The 22745-nt window shown below is 75.8% G+C and carries 23 protein-coding genes; 3 read left to right on the top strand and 20 right to left on the bottom strand.

Translation table 11 applies throughout. The features are described from left to right. Window positions 1–60: 60 nt before the first annotated feature. From ACFVU3_RS37110 to ACFVU3_RS37075, 8 genes are all read right to left on the bottom strand, one after another. Window positions 61–615: a YdcF family protein gene (locus ACFVU3_RS37110; protein ID WP_390073198.1), complete on the bottom strand. Its 555-nt coding sequence runs from the start codon at window positions 613–615 to the stop codon at window positions 61–63. A 74-nt stretch (window positions 616–689) separates the two neighbouring features. Further along, entirely contained in the window at window positions 690–884 is a 195-nt protein-coding gene (locus tag ACFVU3_RS37105; RefSeq protein WP_390073196.1) for a hypothetical protein, read from the bottom strand. A 118-nt stretch (window positions 885–1002) separates the two neighbouring features. Further along, on the bottom strand, window positions 1003–1683 hold the full coding sequence (locus ACFVU3_RS37100) for a hypothetical protein (RefSeq protein WP_390073195.1): 681 nt from the start codon (window positions 1681–1683) through the stop codon (window positions 1003–1005). Beyond that, on the bottom strand, window positions 1680–2351 hold the full coding sequence (locus ACFVU3_RS37095) for an ABC transporter ATP-binding protein (RefSeq protein WP_390073194.1): 672 nt from the start codon (window positions 2349–2351) through the stop codon (window positions 1680–1682). Before ACFVU3_RS37095 ends, ACFVU3_RS37100 begins: the two co-directional genes overlap by 4 nt. Continuing rightward, window positions 2344–3336, bottom strand: coding sequence for an ABC transporter ATP-binding protein (locus tag ACFVU3_RS37090; protein ID WP_390073193.1), 993 nt, complete (start codon window positions 3334–3336; stop codon window positions 2344–2346). Before ACFVU3_RS37090 ends, ACFVU3_RS37095 begins: the two co-directional genes overlap by 8 nt. Next, a complete protein-coding gene (locus tag ACFVU3_RS37085) occupies window positions 3333–4169 on the bottom strand; it encodes an ABC transporter permease (RefSeq protein ID WP_390073192.1) in 837 nt (278 codons plus the stop codon). Before ACFVU3_RS37085 ends, ACFVU3_RS37090 begins: the two co-directional genes overlap by 4 nt. Continuing rightward, window positions 4162–5154: an ABC transporter permease gene (locus ACFVU3_RS37080; RefSeq protein WP_390073191.1), complete on the bottom strand. Its 993-nt coding sequence runs from the start codon at window positions 5152–5154 to the stop codon at window positions 4162–4164. Before ACFVU3_RS37080 ends, ACFVU3_RS37085 begins: the two co-directional genes overlap by 8 nt. Then, window positions 5151–6785 (bottom strand): ABC transporter substrate-binding protein, encoded by a 1635-nt coding sequence (locus ACFVU3_RS37075; RefSeq protein WP_390073190.1) that lies wholly within the window; start codon window positions 6783–6785, stop codon window positions 5151–5153. The genes ACFVU3_RS37080 and ACFVU3_RS37075 overlap by 4 nt, the downstream gene beginning before the upstream one ends. Before the next feature lie 124 nt (window positions 6786–6909). Here ACFVU3_RS37075 and ACFVU3_RS37070 point away from each other — a divergent pair, with 124 nt between their 5' ends. Further along, window positions 6910–7635, top strand: a complete 726-nt coding sequence (locus ACFVU3_RS37070; protein ID WP_390073189.1) for a class I SAM-dependent methyltransferase — start codon at window positions 6910–6912, stop codon at window positions 7633–7635. A gap of 211 nt (window positions 7636–7846) precedes the next feature. Here the strand turns inward: ACFVU3_RS37070 and ACFVU3_RS37065 are convergent, their stop codons facing one another. The 4 genes from ACFVU3_RS37065 to ACFVU3_RS37050 form a co-directional block, all read right to left on the bottom strand. Beyond that, window positions 7847–8941: an acyl-CoA dehydrogenase family protein gene (locus ACFVU3_RS37065; RefSeq protein WP_390073188.1), complete on the bottom strand. Its 1095-nt coding sequence runs from the start codon at window positions 8939–8941 to the stop codon at window positions 7847–7849. After that, the gene (locus ACFVU3_RS37060; protein WP_390073187.1) at window positions 8938–10125 is read right to left on the bottom strand and encodes an acyl-CoA dehydrogenase family protein; all 1188 of its coding nucleotides are present in this window, start codon (window positions 10123–10125) and stop codon (window positions 8938–8940) included. Before ACFVU3_RS37060 ends, ACFVU3_RS37065 begins: the two co-directional genes overlap by 4 nt. Next, the gene (locus tag ACFVU3_RS37055; RefSeq protein WP_390073186.1) at window positions 10122–11090 is read right to left on the bottom strand and encodes an NADPH:quinone oxidoreductase family protein; all 969 of its coding nucleotides are present in this window, start codon (window positions 11088–11090) and stop codon (window positions 10122–10124) included. Before ACFVU3_RS37055 ends, ACFVU3_RS37060 begins: the two co-directional genes overlap by 4 nt. 254 nt (window positions 11091–11344) lie before the next feature. Beyond that, window positions 11345–11932 (bottom strand): helix-turn-helix domain-containing protein, encoded by a 588-nt coding sequence (locus tag ACFVU3_RS37050; RefSeq protein ID WP_390073185.1) that lies wholly within the window; start codon window positions 11930–11932, stop codon window positions 11345–11347. A gap of 67 nt (window positions 11933–11999) precedes the next feature. On the opposite strand from ACFVU3_RS37050, the gene ACFVU3_RS37045 reads away from it, so the two are divergent. Further along, the gene (locus ACFVU3_RS37045; RefSeq protein ID WP_390073184.1) at window positions 12000–13034 is read left to right on the top strand and encodes an NAD(P)/FAD-dependent oxidoreductase; all 1035 of its coding nucleotides are present in this window, start codon (window positions 12000–12002) and stop codon (window positions 13032–13034) included. Window positions 13035–13282: 248 nt separating this feature from the next. Then, window positions 13283–14062 (top strand): VOC family protein, encoded by a 780-nt coding sequence (locus tag ACFVU3_RS37040; protein WP_390073197.1) that lies wholly within the window; start codon window positions 13283–13285, stop codon window positions 14060–14062. 10 nt (window positions 14063–14072) lie between these two features. On the opposite strand, the gene ACFVU3_RS37035 is transcribed toward ACFVU3_RS37040, so the two are convergent. From ACFVU3_RS37035 to ACFVU3_RS37000, 8 genes are all read right to left on the bottom strand, one after another. Continuing rightward, complete coding sequence (locus ACFVU3_RS37035; RefSeq protein ID WP_390073183.1) at window positions 14073–14630, bottom strand: hypothetical protein; 558 nt, start codon at window positions 14628–14630, stop codon at window positions 14073–14075. Between the two features lie 47 nt (window positions 14631–14677). Further along, window positions 14678–15430: a PIG-L deacetylase family protein gene (locus tag ACFVU3_RS37030; protein WP_390073182.1), complete on the bottom strand. Its 753-nt coding sequence runs from the start codon at window positions 15428–15430 to the stop codon at window positions 14678–14680. Beyond that, window positions 15427–16359 carry an SIS domain-containing protein gene (locus tag ACFVU3_RS37025; RefSeq protein ID WP_390073181.1) on the bottom strand — a complete coding sequence of 311 codons (933 nt, stop codon included), beginning with the start codon at window positions 16357–16359 and terminating at the stop codon, window positions 15427–15429. Before ACFVU3_RS37025 ends, ACFVU3_RS37030 begins: the two co-directional genes overlap by 4 nt. 145 nt (window positions 16360–16504) lie before the next feature. Beyond that, entirely contained in the window at window positions 16505–17812 is a 1308-nt protein-coding gene (locus ACFVU3_RS37020) for an alpha/beta fold hydrolase (RefSeq protein ID WP_390073180.1), read from the bottom strand. A gap of 95 nt (window positions 17813–17907) precedes the next feature. Continuing rightward, on the bottom strand, window positions 17908–18306 hold the full coding sequence (locus tag ACFVU3_RS37015; protein WP_390073179.1) for a VOC family protein: 399 nt from the start codon (window positions 18304–18306) through the stop codon (window positions 17908–17910). 74 nt (window positions 18307–18380) lie between these two features. After that, window positions 18381–19211, bottom strand: a complete 831-nt coding sequence (nadE, locus tag ACFVU3_RS37010) for an ammonia-dependent NAD(+) synthetase (protein ID WP_390073178.1) — start codon at window positions 19209–19211, stop codon at window positions 18381–18383. A 90-nt stretch (window positions 19212–19301) separates the two neighbouring features. Then, window positions 19302–20489, bottom strand: a complete 1188-nt coding sequence (locus ACFVU3_RS37005) for a sulfite oxidase (RefSeq protein WP_390073177.1) — start codon at window positions 20487–20489, stop codon at window positions 19302–19304. A gap of 128 nt (window positions 20490–20617) precedes the next feature. After that, complete coding sequence (locus tag ACFVU3_RS37000) at window positions 20618–22714, bottom strand: ATP-binding protein (RefSeq protein ID WP_390073176.1); 2097 nt, start codon at window positions 22712–22714, stop codon at window positions 20618–20620. Window positions 22715–22745: the final 31 nt, after the last annotated feature.

Genomic DNA, 22745 nt, shown 5'->3' with positions numbered 1-22745 from the left:
GCGGAATCGCTGTCCGGGGCCGGCCGGGGCCGGTGCTCACGTCGGACAACTCGGAGAACACTACGGATCCGTCAATCCCGTGTCAACCCTGGTCCTGTCGGGCCGGAGGCCGCGGAGGGTCCACAGGCCGTAGAGGGCCAGGAGGGGTATGACGGCCGTCCACTCGCCGGGGCGGTAGTCGTCCGCGCGGACCAGGCGGGCGGCGAGGTCGGGGCGTTGGCGGCGCAGATAGACGCGTGCCTTGAGGGCGTGCGCCGGCTGGGAGGCGATCTTGATGCGGTCCGCGTCCTCAAGGAGGGGGATCACGTTCGTGACGTTCTCCCACGTCGTGGTGGACCGGTCCTCGATGACGAGGGTGCCGTCGAAGGCCAGCCCGGTCGTCGCGTAGTCGGCCATCAGCCGGGCCTCCGCGGTGTCGCCGCCGACCGCGCCGCCGCTGAGGATCAGGCGGGTGCGGTGCGGCTCGCCCGGGGTGAGGGAGCGGATTCCGGCGCGGACCCGCCAGCGGTTGACGAGGTTCGCCTTCGGACGGGGGTTCCGGTAGCCCAGGACCACCACCGCCTCCCTCGTACCCCCGGCGTCGCCCACGAGCGTGCGGGACCAGCGCCAGTGCATCCACTCGCCCCAGGACAGGACCGCCACCGCGGCCACCGCCAGGGCCGTGGCGCGCCTCCGCGGCCGGCGGGTGGTCACGGGCGAAGGCTCGAGACGACCTCGGCGGTGGCGGCCACGCCGTTCTGGATGGTGGGGGCCATGCTCGTGCCGGCCAGGAAGAAGCCGAGCAGGGCGCAGACGACGGCGTGGGTGACCTTGAGGCCGCCGCTGCGCAGGAAGATCACGGTCAGTACGAGGAGCAGCACCACGACGGAAACGGAAACGGCCATCGCTCTCACGTCCTTCTTCTGCCGCACCGGAATTGCGGCGTTCGGCGGACAGTGTGGCGGAATGGGCGGTCCGTCCGAGGGAACGGCGGGGCGGCCATACGGGTGAGATCCGAGTGGATCAGCGGCCCAGGGTCTCCGCGAGGGTGGGGGCGCGGACCGCTTCCAGCTCCGGATCGGCGAGGAGGTCCGCGATCAGGGCGCGGCTGCCGAACACCTCGGTGGCGCTCAGGTCGATGTCGGTCAGGACCAGCCAGCTGCCGTCGGCGGCCCACCAGGTGGCGGGGAAGGAGAAGAGGGGGACGGCGTCGTGGTGGGCGGGGGCGTCGGCGAGCCGGCCGCGCCAGGCGAGGGGGCCGGGCTCGGGGCGGGTGCGGACCGGGCGGGTGCCGGGGTCGTCGGTGAGGGGGACGCCGGGGGCGGCCGTGACGGGGGCCTGGGCGGCGCCGCACGGGGTGTCCTCGCCGGCGGCGCTGTGGCGGGCGAGGTGGGGGACGAGGGCGGTGAGGGTGGCGCGGTCGATCTCGCCGCCGTGGACGCCGTCGAGGGCGTCGGCGCCCTCGACGCCTTCGAAGGTGAGGTACGAGAAGGTGCCGGGCCGGTCGGCGAGGCGGTGGCCCGCCCGGGCCAGGACGTCGTGCCAGCGGTGCCGCGCGCCGGTGTCGTCGTGGAGCGGGGTGAGGAGCCAGCAGTGGTCCTCGTACCCGTCCCGCGGTTCGTAGCCGCAGTCGGCGGCGGCGAGCAGGTCCCGCAGGCCGTCGAGGGGGTCGTCGGCGGTGGCGCGGGTCCAGGCTCGGGTCACGGGGTCTCCTCGGGCGGCAGGCAGTCCTTCCACTCCACCGTACGGTCGCACCAGCGGTTCAGGAGGACGCGGTCGTGGCCGACGGCGAGGAGGCCGGCGCCGGTCTCCTCGCGGTAGGACTCCACGGCGGCGACCAGGGCGGCCGTGGTGGAGGCGTCGAGCATGGCGGTCATCTCGTCGCAGACGAGCCAGCGGGGGCGGAGGGTGAGGGCGCGGGCGAGGCAGGCGCGCTGGAGCTGGCCGTCGCTGACCGCGTGGGGGCGGCGGGTGAGGAGTTCGGGGGTGAGGCCGACGGCGGGGGCGAGCTCGGCGACCCGCCCGGCCGCCTCGGCCTTGCGGCCGGTGGCGCGCAGCGGTTCGGCGATGAGGTCGGCGAGGGTGAGGCGGGGGTCGGCGGCGGTGCGGGGCTGCTGGAAGACGACGCCGACGGCGGTGCGGTGCTCGCGCGGGGCGCGATGGCGCCAGGCGGTGATCTCGGTGCCGTCGAGGACGAGCCGGCCGGCGTCGGGCCGGTGGAGGAGGGCCGCGACGCGGGCGAGGGTGGACTTGCCGCAGCCGCTGGGGCCGAGGAGGCCGACGGCCTCGCCGGGGGCGAGGGTGAGGGAGGCGCCGCGGAAGACCGGCTCGCGCGGCTCGTAGCCGGCGGTGACGGAGTCGAGTTCAAGCACGGGGCCGCTCCGGGTGGTGGCAGGCCACGCCGGCGTGGAGGGCCGGGGCGGTGGCGCAGAGGTCGGTGGCGCGGGGGCAGCGCGGGGCGAAGGCGCAGCCCTCGGGGAGGTCGGAGAGTTCGGGCGGCATGCCGGGGATGGGGGTGAAGGCCCGCTCGGGGAGGGCGTCGAGGAGGCCGCGGGCGTAGGGGTGGTCGGGGCCCGCGGTGCCGAAGAAGCGGTGGGCGGGGGCGATCTCGACGATCCGTCCGGCGTACATGACGGCGACGCGGTCGGCGATGCGGGCGGCCGCGGTCAGGTCGTGGGTGATGAGGAGAAGTCCGCGGCCGTCGTCGGCGTGGCGGCGCAGCTCGTCGGCGGTGCGCTCGACGAGGTCGCGGTCGAGGCCGGTGGTGGGTTCGTCGGCGAGCAGGAGCGGGGCGTCGCCGATGAGGGCGAGGGCGGTGGCGGCGCGCTGGGCGAGGCCGCCGGAGAGCTCGTGCGGGTAGGCGTCGAGGTGGGTGGCGGGGAAGGCGGCGCGGTCGGCGGCGTCCTCGGCGGCCTTGCGGCGGCCGGCGCGCGGGGTGCCGGTGAGGGCCCGGACGGTCTCCTCCAGGTGCGCGCGGACGGTGCGGACCGGGGTGAGGTGGGCGGCGGGGCTCTGGGGGACGAGGCCGACGCGCCGGCCGCGTACCGAGCGGGCGAGGGTCTTCTCGCCGGCGGCGAGCAGGTCCGTGCCGCCGACGAGGGCGGTGCCGCTGGTGTCGGCGTTGGAGGGGAGCAGGCCGAGGAGGGCGGAGGCGAGGACGGACTTGCCGCAGCCGGACTCTCCGACGAGGGCCAGGCACTCCCCCGGTGCCAGGTCGAAGTCGGCGTCGGTGACGGCCGCGACCTGCTTGCCGCCGCGGAGGCGGAAGCGGACGGTGAGCCCCCGGACGCTGAGCAGCGCGTCCTCGGCCCGTTCGGCGGTGACGGCGTCGAGGGCGCGCGCGACGCGGGCGTTCACAGCATGAGCTCCGATCGGCGGCGGGGGTTGAGGCGGTCGCGCCAGACGCCGGCCAGGCCGGCTATGGCGAGGGTGGGGAGGATGAGGAAGAGGCCGGGGAAGAGGGTGGGCCACCAGTCGCCGGCGAGGAGGGAGGAGCGGGCGGACTGGACGAGGTTGCCGAGGCTGGCCTGGTGGCTGGGGAGGCCGAGGCCGAGGAAGGAGAGGGCGGACTCGTGCCACATGGCGTGCGGGACCATCAGGACGGCGGCGAGGCCGGCCTGCGGGAGGACCGCGGGGAGCAGGTGGCGGGTGGCGACGCGGCGGCGGGATGCGCCGCCGGAGATGGCGGCCTCGATGTGGGGGCGGGAGCGGAGGGAGAGGACTTCGGAGCGGACGATGCGGGCGGTGGAGAGCCAGTGGGTGACCGCGACGGAGGCGATGACGGGCCAGACGCCGGGGCGGAAGAGGGCGACGACGAAGATGCCGAGGAGGAGGTGCGGCACGGAGGAGAAGGCGTCGACGAGGCGCATGAGGGTGCGGTCGGTCCAGCCGCCGAGGGCGCCCGCGGCGGCGCCGACGGCGGTGCCGAGGACGGTGGCGACGAGGGCGGCGACGAGGCCGACGAGGAGGGAGATCCGCAGGCCGTAGACGCAGCGCAGGAGGAGGTCGCGGCCGACGTCGTCGGTGCCGAAGGGGTGGTCCCAGGAGGGCGGGAGGAGCTTCTGGGAGAGGTCGACGGCCTGTTCGTCGAGCTGGACGAGCGGGGGGACGAGGAGGACGGCGAGGACGACGGCTCCGACGACGAGCGCGGAGGTCCACAGGCGCAGGCGGTGGGTGCGGGGGTCAGCCATCGAAGCCCACCCTCGGGTCGGCGAGGCCGTACAGGAGGTCGGAGAGGAGGTTGCCGAGGAGGACGGCCGCGGTGGCGAGCACGGTGAGTGCGGCGAGCAGCGGGAAGTCGACGGCGGTGGCGGCCTGGACGGTGGCGGCGGCGATGCCGGGCCAGCTGAAGACGGTCTCCACGAGGAGGGCTCCGGTGATCAGTTCGGGGACGCGGGAGCCGATGAGGGTGAGCATCGGGAGCATGCCGGAGCGCAGGGCGTGGCCGGTGAGGACGGTCCGCTCGGCGAGGCCGCGGGCGCGGGCGCCGCGCACCGGGTCCTCGTCGAGGGCGTCGCCGACGCCCTGGCGGACGTACAGGAAGAACCACGGCAGCTGGGAGAGGCCGAGGACGAGGGCGGGGAGGACGAGGTGGCGGGCGACCTGGTCGAAGGTCACGGTGTCGCTCGCGGTGTCGGTGAGGCCGCCGGCGGGCAGGACGCCGAGCTGGAGCGCGAAGAACCAGATGGCGAGGAGGCCAAGCCAGAAGGCGGGTGCGGCTTCCAGGGTGTACGCGAGGGCGCTGACGGTCCGGTCGAGGAGGCCGCCGCGGCGGCGGCCGGCGAGGACGCCGAGGAGGGTGCCGAGCGCGATGGCGACGAGGAAGGCGGTGGCGGCGAGGAGGACGGACCAGCCGAGGCGTTCGGTGACGACGTCGGCGACGGGGCGGCGCATGACGGCGGAGTCGCCGAGGTCGCCGGTGACGGCCGAGGTGAGCCACTCCCACCAGCGGGTGAGGAGGGGCTGGTCGACGCCGAGGTTGTGGCGGAGCTGGTCGAGGTTCTCCTGCGAGGCGGTGAGGCCGGCGGTGCCGGCGTACGCCTTGACGGGGTCGAAGGGGGAGGCTTCGGCGACCGCGAAGACGGCGAGGGTGACGCCGAGGAGGACGGGGACGGCGGCCAGGGCGCGCCGTCCCGTCATCCGGGCCATGGCCCCCCAGGGGAGGCGGCGGCTCACTTCTTCGTGTCTCCGGTCTTCTTGGGCTTCCAGGCTTCGGCGTTCCACCAGGGGCCGGCGGCGAGGCCGTGGTCGTGGGGCTCGATCTGGGTGGTGAGGGGGGCGCCCTTGGCGTCGGAGTCCCAGGCGTCGTTCACGACGTAGAGGTGGTCGATGTGGGTGAGGAAGGTGTAGCCGGGGTTCTTGGCGAGTTCGCGCTGGACGGTGTCGTACGCGGCCTTGCGGCGGGGCTCGTCGTTCGTGCGGCGGCCTTCCTCCAGGGCGCGGTCGACGGCCTTGTTGTCGTACCAGGCCATGTTGTTGAAGCCGTCGCCGGCGAGGGTGGACTTGAGCAGGAGGTACTGGTCGAAGTCGGGGTCGCCGGGGGAGCCGCCGCCGGCGAGGACGGCGTCGGTCTTCATGCGGGGCTCGATGACCTCCCAGGTGCCGGCCTGGGTCTTGATCTCGATGCCGGCCTTGCGGGCGTCGGAGGCGTAGGCGAGGGCGTGGTCCTGGCGGAGCTTGTCGCCGGAGAGGTACCAGAGCGGGAAGGAGGCGCGGACGCCGTTCTTGACGCGGACGCCGTCGGCGCCGGGCTTCCAGCCGGCCTCGTCGAGGATCTTCTGGGCGCCGGCGAGGTCGTGGCGTCGCTCGGTGCCCTTCGCGAACCAGGGGCTGTCGGTGGGGACGGGGCCGTAGGCGGGCTTGCCGGCGCCTTCGAGGATCTTGTCGACCATGGTCTGGCGGTCGACGGCGACGTCGAGGGCGCGGCGGACGGCGGTGTCGCCGGTGACGGGGTTGTGGGTGGGGAGGGTGACCGTGCGGTAGTCGTACGTCTTGGCCGCGTAGGTCCGCTTGGCCTTGTCGTCGCCGAAGCCGGCGGCGAGGTTGGGCGGGAGGATGGCGCCGTCGAGGTCGCCGGCGCGCAGGCGGGTGGCGCGGACGTCGTCGTCCTTGATGATCGCCATGGTGAACTTCTTCACCGCGGGGGCGCCGTTCCAGTACTTCGGGTTGGCCTTGAAGCTGAGCTTCTCGCCCTTGGACCAGCCGGTGAGGACGTAGGGGCCGGTGCCGATGGGGCTGGTGGTGAAGGCGCCGTTGTTGACGTCCTGCTTGCCGGCGACGTGCTCGGGGGCGATGGCGTGGACGGTGCGCTCGGCGAAGGGCGCGTAGGGGTACTTGAGGCGGAAGACCACGGTGTCGTCGCCGACGGCCTCGACGCTCTTGAGGGCGTCGAGTTCGGTGCGGGAGGGGTTGTTGGTCTTCGGGTCGAGGATCGTCCGGTAGGTGAAGACGACGTCCTTGGCGGTGAAGGGGGCCCCGTCGCTGAAGGCGACGTCGTCGCGGAGGGTGTACGTGTAGGTCAGTCCGCCGTCGCTGATGTGCGGGAGCTCGCGGGCGAGGGCCGGCGTGAGCTTCATGTCGGCGTCGAAGGCGAGGAGCCCGTCGAAGATCTTGGAGTTGCCGTCCTTGCCGTAGCCGAGGAGCGGGCTGAGGGTGTCGGGCTCGTAGGCGATGCCGACGACCGCGGAGTCCTTGGGCCCGCCGGCGCCGGCGGTGTCGGCGCCGGGGTTCGTGCAGGCCGCGGCGGTGAGGGCGAACGCCCCCGTGGCTATCGCGGCGGTCGCGCGGCGGACGGATCGGGCGGCCATCGGGTCCACACCCCTTTTTGAAGATCAACTGTTGTTGCGAGCAATGTGCAATTAAACAGCACGGGTGCGAAGGAGCCCCAGGTGGGGTAGGCCGCCCCGGACGTCCACGACACCGGGAGCGACGATGAGCGACACGCACGAGGAGCGGACCCCCGCGGCGGAGCGGGACGGCGGGGAGGGTGTGCCGGGAGCGGGCGACGGCGTGCTGGGGGCCGCCGCGCTCTTCGACGGGGTGGGGATCGCGTACGAGCGGGCCTTCGGGCGGCTGCCCGCGCAGCTGGCGGCGGTGGAGTGGCTGACAGGCCGGCTCTCCCCCGGCTCGCGGGTCCTGGACGCCGGGAGCGGTACGGGGCGGCCGGTGGCGGCGCTGCTCGCCGCGGCGGGGCACGAGGTGACCGGGGTCGACGTCTCCGGGGCGATGGTGGAGCTGGCCCGGGCGCAGGTGCCGGGGGCGCGGTTCGAGCAGGGGGACGTCCGTGACCACACGCCGCCGGAGGAGGGGTACGACGCGGTGTGTTCCTTCTTCCCGCTGCTGATGATGGAGCGGAAGGAGCAGATCGGGGCGTTGCGGCGGATGGCGTCCTGGCTGGTGCCGGGCGGACTGCTGGTGTCGGCGACGGTGCCGGCCGACGTCGAGGGGCTGGAGATCACCTGGATGGGGCGCCGGGCCCGGGTCTCCAGCTTCTCCGCCGAGGCGTACCTGGGGCTGCTGCGGGAGGAGTGCGGTCTGGAGGTGCTCCACCACGAGCTGTCGGTGTTCCGGCCCGAGGTGCCGGGAGGGGAGCCGGAGGAGCACCTGTTCTGTTACGCGCGGCGGGCGCCGGAGGGCGGGGCCGCGACGGGGCGGTGACGGAGCGGCGGAGCGGGGCGGGGCACGGGGGCGGGGACCCGCCGGCGGTGACCCACCGGCGGGGCCGCGCAGTCGGTGACGCGGTGACCGGCGACCGGCGACCGGCGACGCGGTGACCGGCGGCGGGGCGGTGACGGAGGAGGCGACGTGGCGGTGACGTGGCCGGGGGCTTGGGGCGCCCCCGGCCGTCGGGGTGGGTCCCGCGGCCGTGTCAGGCCGGGGCCGGGAGGTCCGCCAGGGCGGCGACGACGTCCTGGTGGTGGCCGGTGGAGCCCAGGGCGAGCTGGTCGGCCTTGGCGCGCTTGAGCGCCAGGTGGGCCGGGTGCTCCCAGGTCATGCCGATCCCGCCGTGCAGCTGGACGCACTCCTCGGCCGCGCGGACGGCGACGCCGGAGCAGTACGCCTGGGCGACGGACACCGTCAGTTCGGCGTCGGCGGCTCCGGCGGCGAGCGCGTCGGCCGCGGCGCGGGCCGCCGCGCGGGCGCCGACGAGGTCCAGCCAGAGGTGGGCCATGCGGTGCTTGAGGGCCTGGAAGGAGCCGATCGGCCGGTTGAACTGGAACCGCTCCTTGGTGTGCCGGACGGTCTCCTCCAGGCACCACTCGGCGAGCCCGAGCTGTTCGGAGGCGAGCAGGCCCGCCCCGGCGAGCAGGCCGCGCCGCACCGCCGCGCGCGCCTCGTCGGCCCCCGCCAGGAGGGTGCCGGCCGCCGTGCCCGTGTCGACGACGGCGAGCGGGCGGGTGAGGTCGAGCGGGGTGACGGGGGTGATCGTGGCCTCGGCGGCGGGCACGGCGTACAGGCCGTCGGGCCGGGGCACGAGGAACACGTCGGCGACGGCCGCGTCGGCGACGGCCCGGGCGGGGCCGGCCGTCCCGAAGGCGGCGCCGGCTGTGCGGGGGGCCGCGGTGAAGGGGACGGCCAGGACGACGGTGCGCCCGCCCGCCGCCGACTCGGCGAGGAGTCCGGCGGCCGGGCCGTCCGCGGCGGCGAGCGCGAGCAGGGTCTCGGTCGCGATCACCGCGCCGGTGAGGTACGGGGCAGGGGTGACCGCCCGGCCCAGCTCCTCCAGGACCACCGCGGCCTCCCGGTGGCCCGCGCCCTGGCCGCCCAGCTTCTCGGGGACGAGCAGCCCGGCGGCGCCGATACCGGCGGCGAGGGCCGGCCAGAGGCCGGCGGGGTACGGGTCGCCGGTCTCGATCCGGTCGAGGACGGCCTGGTGGCCGGCCCGGTCGGTGAGCAGGGAGCGGACGGCGTCCCGCAGGGCGTCCTCGGTGTCGGAGTAGAGGAGGTCCGGCTCGTGGCTCATCGGGCGAGGTCCTTCCAGGGGACGTCCTTGTCGTTGCGGGGCTCCGGCGGCAGTCCGAGGACCCGCTCGGCGACGATGTTGAGGAGCACCTCGGTGGTGCCGCCCTCGATCGAGTTGCCCTTGGAGCGCAGGTAGCGGTAGCCCGCCTCGCGCCCGGTGAAGTCGACCAGCTCGGGCCGGCGCATGGTCCAGTCGTCGTACGCCAGGCCGTCCTCGGCGAGGAGTTCGACCTCCAGGCCGCTGATGGCCTGGTTGAGGCGGGCGAAGCCGAGCTTCATGGCGCTGCCCTCGGGGCCGGGCTGGCCGGCGACGAGCTGCTGGCGCAGCCGCTCGCCGGTGAGCCGGGCGACCTCGGCGTCGACCCAGAGATCGAGGAGCCGGCGGTGCAGGGCGTGGGTGCGCAGGCCGGGGCGGTCGCGCCAGACGGCCGCGGCCTTGCCGATCATGCCGCCCTCGCGGGGGACGCGGGCGCCGCCGATGGAGACCCGCTCGTTCATGAGGGTGGTCTGGGCGACCCGCCAGCCGTCACCGGCCTCGCCGAGGCGGTGGGCATCGGGGATGCGGACTCCGGTGAGGAAGACCTCGTTGAACTCGGCCTCGCCGGTGATCTGGCGGAGCGGCCGGACCTCGACGCCGGGGTCGGTCATGTCGCAGACGAAGTAGGTGATGCCCCGGTGCTTGGGCAGGCCGGGGTCGGTGCGGGCGATGAGGATGGCCCAGCGGGCGGTGTGGGCGCTGGAGGTCCACACCTTCTGTCCGTCGACGATCCAGTCGCCGGTGGCCTCGTCGCGGACGGCGCGGGTGCCGAGGGCGGCGAGGTCCGAGCCCGCGCCGGGCTCGCTGAAGAGCTGGCACCAGACCTCCTCGCCGGTCCACAGGGGCCGGAGGAAGCGGGACCTGACCTCGTCGGAGCCGTACGCGAGGAGGGTGGGGGCGGCCATGCCGAGGCCGATGCCGATGCGGCGGGGGTCGTTGTCGGGGGCGCCGGCGGCGGCGAGTTCGGCGTCGACGACGGCCTGGAGGGAGCGGGGGGCGTCGAGGCCGCCGAGGCCGGCGGGGTAGTGCACCCAGGCGAGGCCGGCGTCGAAGCGGGCGCGGAGGAAGGCGAGCCGGTCGGTGGTGGCGGGCGGGTGCGCGGCGAGCAGCGCCCGGGTGCGCGCCTGGAGTGCGGCGGCGTCGGTCATGCGCGGGCTCCTTCCGGGAGGACGACGAGGCGGCCGGTGGTGGTGCCGTCGGCGACGCGCTGGACGGCGTCGGCCGCTCCGGCGAAGGGGACGCGCTCCGCGACGAGCGGCTTGACGATCCCCTTGGCGGCGAGCGCGGTGAGGGTCTCGTGGCACTGGAGGACGGCGGCCGGGTCGCGCTGGGCGTACAGGCCCCAGTGGAGGCCGAGGATCGCGTAGTTCTTCACCAGGGCGTGGTTGAGGGCGGGTGCGGGGATGGTGCCGCTCGCGAAGCCGACGACGACGATCCGGCCCTCGAAGGCGACGCACTTGGCGGACTGCTGGTACGCCTCTCCGCCGACGGGGTCGTAGATCACGTCGGCGCCGCGGCCGCCGGTGGCGGCCTTGACGGCGGCGACGACGTCCTCGGAGCGGCGGTCGATCACGACGTCGCAGCCGAGGGCGCGGGCGACCGCGGCCTTGGCGGGGCCGCCGGCCACGCCGATGACGGTGGCGCCCGCGGCCTTGCCGAGCTGGACCGCGGCGCTGCCGACGCCTCCCGCGGCAGCGTGCACCAGGAGGGTCTCGCCCTCCCGGAGGGCGGCGCGCCGGTGGAGGCCGAACCAGCCGGTCTGGTAGCCGATGTGGAGGGCGGCGGCCTCGGCGTCGTCGAGGGCGTCGGGGGCCGGGAGCAGGGCCGCGGCGTCGGCGAGGGCGTGGTCGGCGAAGCCGCCGTGCGGGAGGGCGGCGGTGGCGATGACGCGGCGGCCGTCCTCGGTCTCGCCGCAGATCTCGACGCCGGGGGTGAAGGGCAGCGGGGGGCGGATCTGGTAGTGGCCGCGGCAGAGCAGCGCGTCGGGGAAGTTGACGTTGGCGGCGCGGACCCTGAGGAGGACCTGGCCGGGCCCGGGCTCGGGGACGTCCGCCTCCTCGCGGCGCATCACCGCGCCGGGTTCGCCGTTCTCGTGCACTCGCCATGCCTGCATCCGTCGAGCCTCCGTCCGTACCGAGCGGTCGGTCGCATACTAAGCGGTCGCTTGCTCCGGATGGAACAGCCCGGCCGGACTTCTTGGGCGCCGCGCCGAGCGCGCCTTCCCCCGCCCCGTGCGCACCCGCGCCCGCGCCACGTCCGCGCCCGTACCCGTGCCCGCGCCCGTACCCGTACCCGTGCCCGCGCCCGTGCCCGTACGCGGGTCCCCCCGGCCGCGCCTCCCGGACCGCTCGGCCGTACGGGGGCCGCTCAGCCGGACTTCTTGGGCCGCGCCCGTACGTGCATCCGCTCGCCCTGCGGCCCGTACAGGCTCAGGAACTCCACCGGGCCGTCGGCGGTGGGGCCGAACCAGTGCGGCACCCGCGTGTCGAACTCGGCGGCCTCCCCGGCCGCGAGGACCACGTCGTGCTCGCCCAGGACGAGGCGGAGCTTCCCGGAGAGGACGTACAGCCACTCGTACCCCTCGTGGACCCGCGGGTCCGGCTGCTCCGACGCCTTCTCCTGGACGACCTTGTACGCCTGGAGGCCGCCGGGCTGGCGGGTGAGCGGGTACATGGTGCGGCCGTGCCGGACGATCGGCCGGGCCCGCACCCGGGGGTCGCCGACCGGCGGCGCGCCGACCAGCTCGTCCAGCGGGACCTGGTGGGCGCGGGCGAGCGGGAGGAGCAGTTCGAGGCTGGGCCTGCGCTGCCCCGACTCCAGCCGGGAGAGGGTCGACACGGAGATGCCGGTGGAGGCGGAGAGGTCGGCGAGGGTCACTCCGCGGTCGCGGCGGACCCGGCGCAGCCGGGGGCCGACCTCGGTGAGCACGGCGTCGATGCGGTCGTCTTCAGTCATGCGTCCAGTGTTGCAGAAACGGCAAGATTCCTTGCCGGGAACGCGGGCACGGGGTGACGCTCGGAGCATGAACCCTCCCGTGAACGCAGCATTGGACAGCACCCCGGCGGACGCGGCCCCGGACGCCGCCGTGGATTCGCCCGGGAACCCTTCCCCCGACGAGAACGCCTACGAGGCCGTGGTGATCGGCGGCGGGGCGGCCGGGCTCAGCGCCGCGCTGATCCTGGGCCGGTCCCGGCGCCGCACCCTGGTCGTCGACGCGGGCGCACCGCGCAACGCGCCCAGCGCGCACCTGCAGGGCTACCTCTCGCGGGACGGCATGAGCCCGGCGGAGTTCCTGGCGGTGGGCCGGAGCGAACTCGACGCGTACGGGGTCGAGGTCCGGCCGGGCGAGGTGACGGCGGTCGCCCGGGACGGCGACGGCTTCGCCCTGACCCTGGCCGACGGCACCGCGCTCACCGCCCGGCGCCTGGTCGTGGCCACCGGACTCGTGGACGAGCTGCCGGAGATCGAGGGGCTGGCGGAACGGTGGGGCCGCGACGTGCTGCACTGCCCGTACTGCCACGGCTGGGAGGTCCGCGACCGGCCCTTCGGGGTCCTCGCGCACCCGGCGATGCCCGCCCATCAGGCCCTGATGGTCTCCCACTGGTCCCCGGACGTGACCCTGTTCCTGAACGGCGTGGAGCTCGGCGGGCAGGACGCCCGGCTGCTCGCCGCGGCGGGCGTGCGGACCGTGCCGGGGACGGTCGAGGGGATCGCCGTCGAGGACGACCGGGTCACCGGGGTCCGGCTCGCCGGCGGCGTGACCGTGGGCTGCGAGGTGGTCTTCGCGGCGGCGACCCGGCTCGTCACCCGCGACGGGGTGCTCCGGCAGCTCGGCGCGGAGCTGTACGAGACCCCGTTCGGCTCCTTCGTGAAGGTGGACGAGACGGGGCGGACGAGCGTCCCGGGCGTCTGGGCGGCGGGGAACGTGACCGGCCCGACCGAGCAGGTCGTCAACGCGGCGGGAGCGGGCTACCGGGCCGGCACCGCGCTCCACGGCGACCTGCTGATGGGCGACCTGGCGGCGCGGGCCGCCCGGGCGGACGGCCGGAAGGACTGACCGGTGCGCCGGTCGGGTGGACCGGACGGCCGGGCGCGGCGGGGCGGGCCGCCGGACGGGCGGTCCCGATCGCCGGGCGCGGCTCGCCCGCGGGCCGGGCGGGGGCGACGGTCGGGCCGCCCAGGCGGTGCGCCGAGCGGATGAACCGGCCCGGCAGCGGTCGCGTCGCCCGGACGGAAGTCCGAGGATCGGCCATGGTGGCCGGAATCCGGCCCGGACGCAGGACGACGGAAGGACGGCACCGCCCCATGCTCGGCACCCAGTACATCCACGGCTCCCCCTGCTGGATCGACCTCGGCAGCCCGGACACCGCCGCCGCGGCGGACTTCTACGCCACCGTGCTCGGCTGGGAGTTCCGCTCGGCCGGTCCGGAGGCCGGCGGGTACGGCTTCTTCCAGCAGGACGGCGCGACCGTCGCCGCCCTCGGCCCGCTCACCGAGGAGGACGCGCGGAGCGCCTGGACGGTGTACTTCCAGACCACGGACGCGGACACGTCGCAGATGGTGACGGCCGCCGAGGGCGGCCGGGTCCGCGTCCGGGCCATGGACGTGATGGACGCGGGACGGATGGCCGCGCTCACCGACCCGGCGGGGGCGGAGTTCGCCGTCTGGCAGCCGGGGTCGGTGCGTGGCCTGGACCGCACCTCCTCGCGGAACACCCTGGTCTGGGTGGAGCTCCACACGCCCGACCCGGAGCCCGCGCTCGAGTTCTACCGCTCGCTCTTCGAGTGGCGCTGGGCGGAGATGGAGGCGCCCGGCATGACGTACCGGGTGATCTCCACCGCCGAGGGCGACCAGGAGACCGCCTCCTTCGGCGGCGCCGCCGAACTCCAGGACTCCGGCGAGCGGCCGCGCTGGATCCCGTACATCGAGGTCGAGGACGCCGACACGACGGCGGACGCGGTGACGGTCTCGGGCGGCAGGGTCCTGCTCCCGCCCGCGGACATCCCCGACGTCGGCCGCCTCGCCTGGTTCGCCGACCCGCACGGTGCCGAGTTCGCGGTCCTCAGGCCGGCGCCGATGGGCTGACCCGCCGCGCTCAGGAGCCCCGGACCCGGCCCCCGCGCCGGGCCCCGAGCATCAGCTCGTCCCAGCCGTGCGGAAGATCGCGGGCGGACGTCAGCTCGGCGATCGTCCCGTCGCCGCGCCGCACGACGAGCAGCTCGCGCTTGACCGTCTCCAGGGTGACGGCGGACCACGGGTGGTTCCAGAGCGAGACGGTCCCGTCCCAGAGCTGGATCCGCCGCGTGGTCGTCCGCAGCTCGAAGCGCTCGCCGTCGGAGCGCGTCCCGGGCCGCCCGTCCACCACGAGGGGGACGACGGCGTATGCGGCGAGGACGGTCTCGGTCCCGTCCAGGGTGGAGTCCTTGAGCCCCGAGGCCCTCCCCCAGCGGGCGCCGGCCCAGGCGCCGAACGCCGCGCTCACGAGCGCCGCGGCCCCGGCGAGCGCGGGGCCGAAGCCGAGCCGGAGGAGGTCGGGGACGGCCTGGAGGAGGCCGTACGGGACGATCCCGGCCCCGATCACGGCGCCGCCGATCGCGCCCCGGATCGTCGCCCGCCGCACCCGCGGGTCCCCCGGGTCGGCCGTCGTCCCCACCGCTCCGTCCATCATTTCCCCCCATGCCCGTCGGTCTCCGGCGGAGCCTAGCGAGGGAACACCTCGAAGGTCACCGCCGGACGGCCGCCGAAGCGGTCGGACGCGCGGGAGGTGGTGGCGGTGACGAACTCCCTTACGTACGCCTCCGGTTCCTGGTCGGTCAGGGCCTCGATGTAGGCGCGGTGACAGAGCAGCGAGTCGATCGCCCGCTCCAGGCCCGGGCCCGCGTCGACGGCGTGCGTCGGGGTGCTGGAGGCGGCGACGGCGACCCGGCGGACGCCGTCCCAGGGCGTGAGGCCCTGGTCGCCGAGCTCGGGGAAGATCCAGCGGTTGCCCGCGTCCGCCGCCGCGTCGAGAGTGGCGCGGCCGACCGCCACGTGGTCGGGGGTGTTCCGGGGCGCGCCCGGTCCGTCGCCCCAGCCGTCGCGGTGGTTGAGGGTGACGACGAGCTCGGGCCGGTGGCGGCGGATCGCCGCCGCGATGTCGCGGCGCAGCGCGGTGCCGTACTCGATGACGCCGTCGCGGTGGTCGAGGAACTCGACGGTGTCCACACCGACGACGGCGGCGCTCGCCCGCTGCTCGCGCTCGCGCAGCGGGGCGCAGACCTCGGGCGCGAGCGTGTCGATCCCGGCCTCGCCCCGGCTGACCAGCAGGTAGACGACCTCCTTGCCGGCGTCGGTCCAGCTCGCGACGGCGGCCGCGCAGCCGTACTCCAGATCGTCCGGGTGGGCGACGACGGCGAGGGCGCGCCGCCAGTCACCGGGCAGCTCGGGCAGGTCGGTGGCTTCGGTGTCGATCATGCCCGCAGGATACGGGCGGCGTCGGCGGCGGTGGGGCGGAACGCTCCGGCGAGGATGACGGAGCGTGATTTGTGGCGGGGGCGGTCGGGGTTGAGGCCGCGCCGGGCGGCGAGGGCGACGGCGAGGCGCTGGGCGCGGACCACGGCGGCCACCGGGTCGACGGCGTCGGCGGTGAACAGGGCGCCGGTGGACTCGACCTCCTCGCGGAGCCCGGCCGGGACGGGACCGATGCACCAGACGAGGCTGTCGCGGTCGCTGACGCTGATCGGACCGTGCCGGTACTCCATCGCCGGGTACGACTCCGTCCAGACGCGGGCCACTTCGCGGAGCTTGAGGGCCGCCTCCTCGGCGAGGCCGACGGTCCAGCCGGTGCCGAGGAAGGTGAACTGGCCGCGCCGCTCCCAGGCCGCGGGGAGGGGCTCGTACAGGGCGAGTTCGGCGTCGGTGACGGAGGGCGCGAGGTCCACCCCGAGTCCGGCGCGCAGGAGTTGGAGGGCGGTGGTGGCGAACCGGGTCTGGACGACGGAGCGTTCGTCGGCGAAGGACAGGTCCACCACCTGGTCGGCGAGGCGCCCGGCGGGACTGTCGGGGACGCCGGTGAGGACGAGGGTGGGGAGGCGTCCGGCGGCGCCGGCGAGCAGGTCGACGACCTCGGTGGTCGTACCGGAGCGGGTGAGGGCCACGACGCGGTCGTAGCCGCGGCCGAGCGGGGTCGGGTCGGAGGCGGGGAAGGCGTCCGTCTCGCCCGCGCCGAGGGACTCGCGCAGGGCCGCGTAGGCGCGGGCGATCATGTAGGAGGTGCCGCAGCCGACGACGGCGACCCGCTCGCCGGGCCGGGGCAACCGGTCGGCGAGCGGCCCGGCGAGGGCGGCGGCTCGGCGCCAGCAGTCGGGCTGGCCGGCGATCTCGGCGGTGACGTGTGCGCTCATGGAGTCACTTGTAGCGGTCCGGACGGCTGCCGACCATGGGTGATCGATATCCGGTGCTTGGATTTTCGCGCGCGGACGCCGGGAGGGGTGGCGGACCCGGGGCATACCGGGTCCAAAGGCGTACGGCGGAGGACCGGACGGGCCGTCAGAGCTCGTCGCGGGAGAGGGCGAGCAGCCGGTCGAGGACGCGCGGGCCGCCGGCCCGTACCCCGTCGTGCTCGAACTCGTCGGTGACCCAGGTGCGCAGTCCCCGGATCGCGGCGGCGGTCTCCAGGGAGTGGGCGGTGTCGACGTACATGTCGTCGTGGTAGACGGCGGCGGCCACCGGCACCCGGTTGGCGGCGAGCGCGGCGGGGTCGTACAGCGGGGTCCAGTCGTCCCGCCGGGCGAGGAGTTCGGCGGGCTCGCGCAGCGGGCGCAGGGCGGGGTCGGTGGTGAAGTGCCAGGGGTGGACGGTCTCGCCGGTGAGCAGGACGGGACGGCCGGCGGCGAGCGCCCCGGCGGCGTCGAACTCGGGGAAGCCGGCGCGGACCCGCTCGGCGGCCCAGGCGGTGGGGCCCTGGCCCTGGGCGTAGATGGCCTCGTGGAGGACGGCGTAGAGCGGGTGTCCGGCGTACGAGAGGTGGGCTTGGACCTGTTCCAGGAAGGCGTCGGCGAGGGCGGGGCCGGCGGGCGTCGGCACGAAGGCGCCCTCCAGGAGGTGGTGGAGCTGGTGGGTGCCGTCGCCGGAGCCGAGGAGGATGCCGAGGGACTGGAACGCCTCGACGGTGAGGAGTCCGCCGCCGGGCAGGGCGACCTCGTGCTCCAGGAGGTGGGCGGCGATCGCGCGGACGCGTTCGGCGTCGCGCGGGTACCGGGCGAAGTGGGCCTCGTTCTTGCGCCGGACGCGCGGGTAGGCGGCGGTGTAGACGTCGTCCGCGGTGGCGTCGAGGGACGGCAGGCCGCCGGTAATCAGGACCCGCTCCAGGCCCTCGGGGGCGGTGGAGAGGTAGTGGACGGCGCAGAAGCCGCCGAAGCTCTGGCCGAGGACAGTCCAGGGCGCGCCGCCGGTGAGCCGGCGGCGGATCAGCTCGCAGTCCGCGACGATCGAGTCCGCGCGGAAGCGGGTCAGGTGCTCAGCCTGCGCGGCGGCGTCGCCGCGGAGCGGGAGGGTCTGGCGGTTGGCGGGGGTGGAGCGGCCGGTGCCGCGCTGGTCGAGCAGGAGCACCCGGAACTCGCGGACGGCGCGGTCGAGCCACGCCTGCCGGCCGATGAAGCGGCGGGCGCCGAAGCCGGGGCCGCCCTCCAGGTAGACCAGCCAGGGGAGCCGCTCGCGCTCGGCGTCGCTCAGGCCACTGGCGACGATCTCGCGTCCGTGGACCTCGATCTGCTCGCCGCCGGGGCGGGCGTGGTCGAGGGGGACGGGGAAGTGGTGGTCGGTGACGACGACGCCGGGCTGGCGGTAGGTGGTCAACGGTGCTCCTGCTGCTGTTCCTGCTCCGTGCTCCCCCGCCCGCACAGTGGATCACAGTCCGCCGGCCGGCGCCCCACCGGCCCGCCCGTGCGGGGTCACCCGCTCTGCATCACGGCGATGACGTTGCCCGCGGGGTCGGTGAACCAGGCGATGCCCGCCGGGCCGCCCTCGCCGTCACCGGGCCGGACGACGCCCCGGTCGTCGGCCTCGAAGCCGGGGTAGCGCTCGAAGGTCGCGCCCCGGGCGACCAGGTCGTCGACGGCCCGGTCGATGTCGTCGACCTCGAAGTTGAGGACGGTGAAGGAGGCGGGGGTGTGGTTCTCCTTGGGGTAGACGAAGACCCGGGCCCCGCCCGGCAGGGTCAGGAACAGCATCCGCATGTCCCCGGTCCCGGTCTCCTCCACGGTCAGGCCCAGCCGGTCGCCGTAGAAGCGCCGGGCGGCGTCCAGGTCGTCCACCGAGAAGCTGCTGTACGCCGTCGTCTCGCCGAACATGGTGTGCTCCCTTCCGGGGCCCCGCGGGACGGGGCTCCCACCCTTCCAGGATCCGCCTGTCCGGCGCGGGGCGCTCAGGGCGCGATCGGCAGCTGCCGCTTGTGCTCGGTGAGGTCGTAGCGGCGGACGATGGAGGCGTAGGCGGCCTCGCCGACGGGCTTGCCCTCCAGGAAGTCGTCGATGTCGTCGTACGTGACACCGAGGGCGTCCTCGTCGGGCTTGCCCGGGTCGAGGGTCTCCAGGTCGGCGGTGGGGACCTTCCAGACCAGGCCGGAGGGGGCGCCCAGCTCGGCGGCGACGGCGCGGACCCGCCGCTTGGTGAGGCCGGTGAGCGGGACGAGGTCGGCGGCGCCGTCGCCGAACTTGGTGAAGAAGCCGGACACGGCCTCGGCGGCGTGGTCGGTGCCGACCACCAGGCCGTCCTGGGCGCCGGCGACCGCGTACTGGGCGATCATGCGCTGGCGGGCCTTGATGTTCCCGTGCACGAAGTCCTGGTGGTGGGCGTCGCGGAAGACGACCCCGGCGGCCAGGGTCGCGTCCAGGGCGGCGTCGCCGGCCGCCTTGATGTCGACGGTGAGGACCTGGTCGGCGCGGATGAAGTCGAGGGCGGTCTGCGCGTCCTTCTCGTCGGCCTGGACGCCGTAGGGCAGGCGCATGGCGTAGAAGGTCGCGTCGTGGCCGGCGGCGCGGGCCCGCTCGACGGCGAGCTGGCAGAGCCGGCCGGCGGTGGTGGAGTCGACGCCGCCGCTGATGCCGAGGACGAGCGAGCGCAGTCCGGTGGCGGTGAGGCGCTCGGCGAGGAAGGCCACCCGGCGCTCGATCTCGGCGGCCGGGTCGAAGCTCTCGGAGACCTGGAGCTCCCGGGCGATCTGCTGCTGGCGGGCGGTGGGCGCCGGGTCGGTCACGGAAATCTCCTCGTCGGGACGGGTACGGGCGACGCGTCCGACTCTACGGGGTGCGCGGTGGAGCCCGCCGCTCCGGCCCGCGCCTCCGGCCTATGGCTCCGGGGCCGGGGCCGGGCCCGGCTCGGGGGCGGACGCGGGAGTGGAACCGGAGGTGCGCTCGGGGGTGCACAGGACCTCGACGCGCTGGACGAGGTTGTTGGCGAAGCCGCCGCGGTTCCAGGGCGCGGCGAGGGGCTGGACGCGGCCGGTGGCGTCGGTGGCGCGGACGGTGAGGTGGCGCAGGCCGGGGGTGGCGGTCCAGGTGGTGCGCCAGGCCGCCCAGGCCCAGGGGTGGGCGGGGTCGGGGACGACCTCGGCGTCGGTCCAGGCGGCGCCGCCGTCCTCGCTGACCTCGACGCGGACGACGGGGCCGTGGCCGGACCAGGCGCGGCCGGCGAGGGGGACGGTGCCGGGGCGGACGACGCGGGCCCGGGTCATGAAGTCCGGGAATCCGGGCGGGACCATGAGCGCGCGGGGCTCGATGAGGGTGACGGGTTCGCCCTCCTCGCCGGGTTCCTGGCGGAGACGGTAGGCGGCGGTCTGCTGGAAGCCGGTGTAGGGCGTGGCGGTGAGGGTGATGTCGCGGAGCCACTTCACGTGGGCCATGCCGTACCAGCCGGGGACGACGAGCCGGAGCGGGCTGCCGTGCTGGGGCGGCAGCGGGGCGCCGTTCATCGCGTACGCGACGAGGATGTCCCGGGCGGGGTCGGCGGCGGTGGTGAGCGGGAGGGAGCGGCGGTAGTCCTGCTCGACGCCGCGCTCGACGCCGTGGTCGGCGCCGGTGAAAACGGCTTCGACGGCGTCCTCGGCGCAGCCGGCCTCGGCGAGGAGGGCGGCCAGGGGGACGCCGGTCCACTCGGCGGTGCCGACGGCCTCGACGAGCCAGGGCTGGCTGACGGGGCGGGGGCTGAGGCGGGCGCGGCCGTTGCCGGCGCACTCCAGGGTGACGCGGCGGGTGACCGGGGGCCGGTCGCGGAGGGCGTCGAGGTCCAGGTCGAGGGGGCGGAGCACGCGGCCGCCGACGGTGAGCCGCCAGTCGTCGGGGTCGGTGTCCGGGATGTCGTAGTGGACGAGGATGTAGTGCAGGCCCGGCGGGGTGAGGTCGTGGCGGAGGGCTTCCAGCGGGAGTCCGTGGTTGCGGGTGGCGAGGGCGAGTTCCTGCGCGGTCAGGCCCTCGTCCGGTCCCGCGACCCGCGCCGGCGTGCTGAGGGCGCCCAGGTCGCCCGGCGATCGGTCCATTCCCTCATGGTGCGCCGCCCTCGGCGGGGCCGCCCGGTGGGCGGGGCGCGGTGGGCGCCAGGGCTGTTCCGCGCGGCGCGGTGGGGTGGCGGTGCGGCACGGTGGTGTGCGGCCCGTTCGCGTGGGTGTCAGCCGGGGCCGGTGCCCAGGGCGCGGTCGAGGCCGGCCTGGGGGAGGTCGGTGAGGGCGCGGAGGAAGATCTCTTCGTAGGCGGGTTCGCCGAGGGTGGCGCGGACGCCGGCGGTGTAGTGGGCGTGGAGGGCGCGCAGGCCGGGGAGGCCGCGGCGGGGCTGGCCGGTGGCCCGCCAGTACGCCTCGCCGGTGCCGGAGACGTCGGCGGCGCGTACGCCGTCGCCGGCGGCGGCGTACGCGGTGGCGAGGACGTCGAGACCGAGGGCGACGCCGAGGCCGGCGCCGAGGGCGCGGGTGCCGGCGAGCATGGCGCGGGCGTGGCCGGCGGCGGCGGCCGGGTCGCCCTCCAGGAGGCCGGTGAGGGCGAGCTGGTACTCCAGGGCGGTCCGGGTCCAGTGCTCGTCGAGCGTGTCGCAGAGGGCGCGCAGGGCGAGGGCGTCGGGGCGGGCCTCGGCGAGCCGGCCGAGGCCGGTGAGGGCGAAGACGCGGACGAGGTGGCAGCGGAGGGTGGCCGCGGAGTCGGCGGGGCGGCCGCGGGCCGAGGCGAGGACGTGGTCGACGACGACCAGGGCGGCCTGGGCCCGGCCGGTGGTGAGGGCGAGGAGGCCGGCGAGGGCGGCGGCGTCGAGGGTGAGCTCACCGGGGCGGTACGGCTCCGAGGGCGTGCCGGGCCGGTCCGGCGGGTGTTCGGTGTGACGGGCCTCGCGGGCGCAGCGTTCGCTGACGTCCTGGGCGGGGCCGAGGTCGCCCTGGAGGACGAGGGTGACGCCGAGGGCCCACAGGGCGCGGGTGCGGGCGCGGCCGCGGGCGTCGCTGAGGAGGAGGGCCTGTTCGAGGCCGTCGCGGGCCTCGCGGAGCCGGCCGCGGCAGGACCAGGCGAAGGCGACGGAGCCGACGAGGTCGAGGGCGGCGTCGGGGTCGGTGCGCAGGAGCCGGTCGAGGGCGGTGCGCAGGTCGGTGTGGTGGGTGTCGACGGCGCGGTACCACTGGAGCTGCCGGCTGCCGTGCCAGGCGGCGGGGCCCTGTCCCGCGAGGGCGCGGAAGTGGGCGGCGTGGCGGTCGGCGACGGTGCCGGTCTCGCCGAGGCGGTCGAGCCAGCCGGCGCCGTACTCGCGGATGGTGTCGAGGAGGCGGTGGCGGCCGGCGGTGTCGGCGGGGCGGACGACGGAGGCGCGGACGAGGCCGTCGAGGGCGGCGGGGAGGGTGTCGGGGGTGAGGGGGCCGCCGGTGCAGACGGCGGCGGCGGTGGGGAGGTCGAAGGGGCCGCGGAAGACGGAGAGGCGGGCCCAGAGGAGGCGTTCGAGGGGGTCGGCGAGTTCGTGGCTCCAGCCGATGGCGGCGCGCAGGGTCTGGTGGCGGGCGGGCCAGACGCGTTCGGGGTGGGCGAGAAGGTCGAAGCGGGCCTCGGGGGGTGCGGTGAGGCGGCTGCCGAGCTGGTCGCGGACGGCTTCGGCACCCTGGAGGCGGATCTGGGCGGCGGCGAGCTCCAGGGCGAGGGGTATGCCTTCGAGGCGGACGCAGATCTCGCCGGCGGGGCCGGCGGCGGGGAGGGGCTCGTCCGCGGCGGCGCGGAGGAGGGCGAGGGCGTCGTCCCCGGCGGGCGGGAGGGGGTCGAGGAGGACGGTGTGCTCGCCGGGGACGCCGAGGGGGCGGCGGGAGGTGGCGAGGACGGTGAGGCCGGGGGCGGCGGCGAGGAGTTCGGCGACGAGCCGGCCGCAGGCGTCGGCGAGGTGGTCGCAGCAGTCGAGGACGAGGAGGAGGCGGGTCTCGGCGAGCCGCCGGCGCAGGGCCCCGGAGTCGGTGCCGGGGGTGTGGTCGGCGAGGTCGACGGAGTCGGCGACGAGGGCGACGAGGAGCCGTTCGCCGTCGAGCTGGCCGAGGTCGGCCCACCAGGCGCCGTCGGGGTGGCGGTGGCGGACGCGGTGGGCGGCGCGCAGCGCGAGCCGGGTCTTGCCGACGCCGCCGACGCCGGTCACGGTGACGAGGCGGTGCTCCGCCAGCGCGGCGGTGATGCGCTTCAGTTCCGTGCGGCGGCCTGCGAATCCCGGGTTCTCGTCCGGTAGATGTCCACGCACGGGAGCAGTGTCCCTCATGTCCGCGCCGAAAGCTCCCGGCGATCCGGTT

The sequence above is a fragment of the Streptomyces sp. NPDC058052 genome, from assembly GCF_042885515.1.
In the GTDB taxonomy this organism is placed as follows: domain Bacteria; phylum Actinomycetota; class Actinomycetes; order Streptomycetales; family Streptomycetaceae; genus Streptomyces.
Note: the sequence above shows the minus strand (reverse complement) of the source record. Positions and strands in the feature narration are given on the sequence as shown.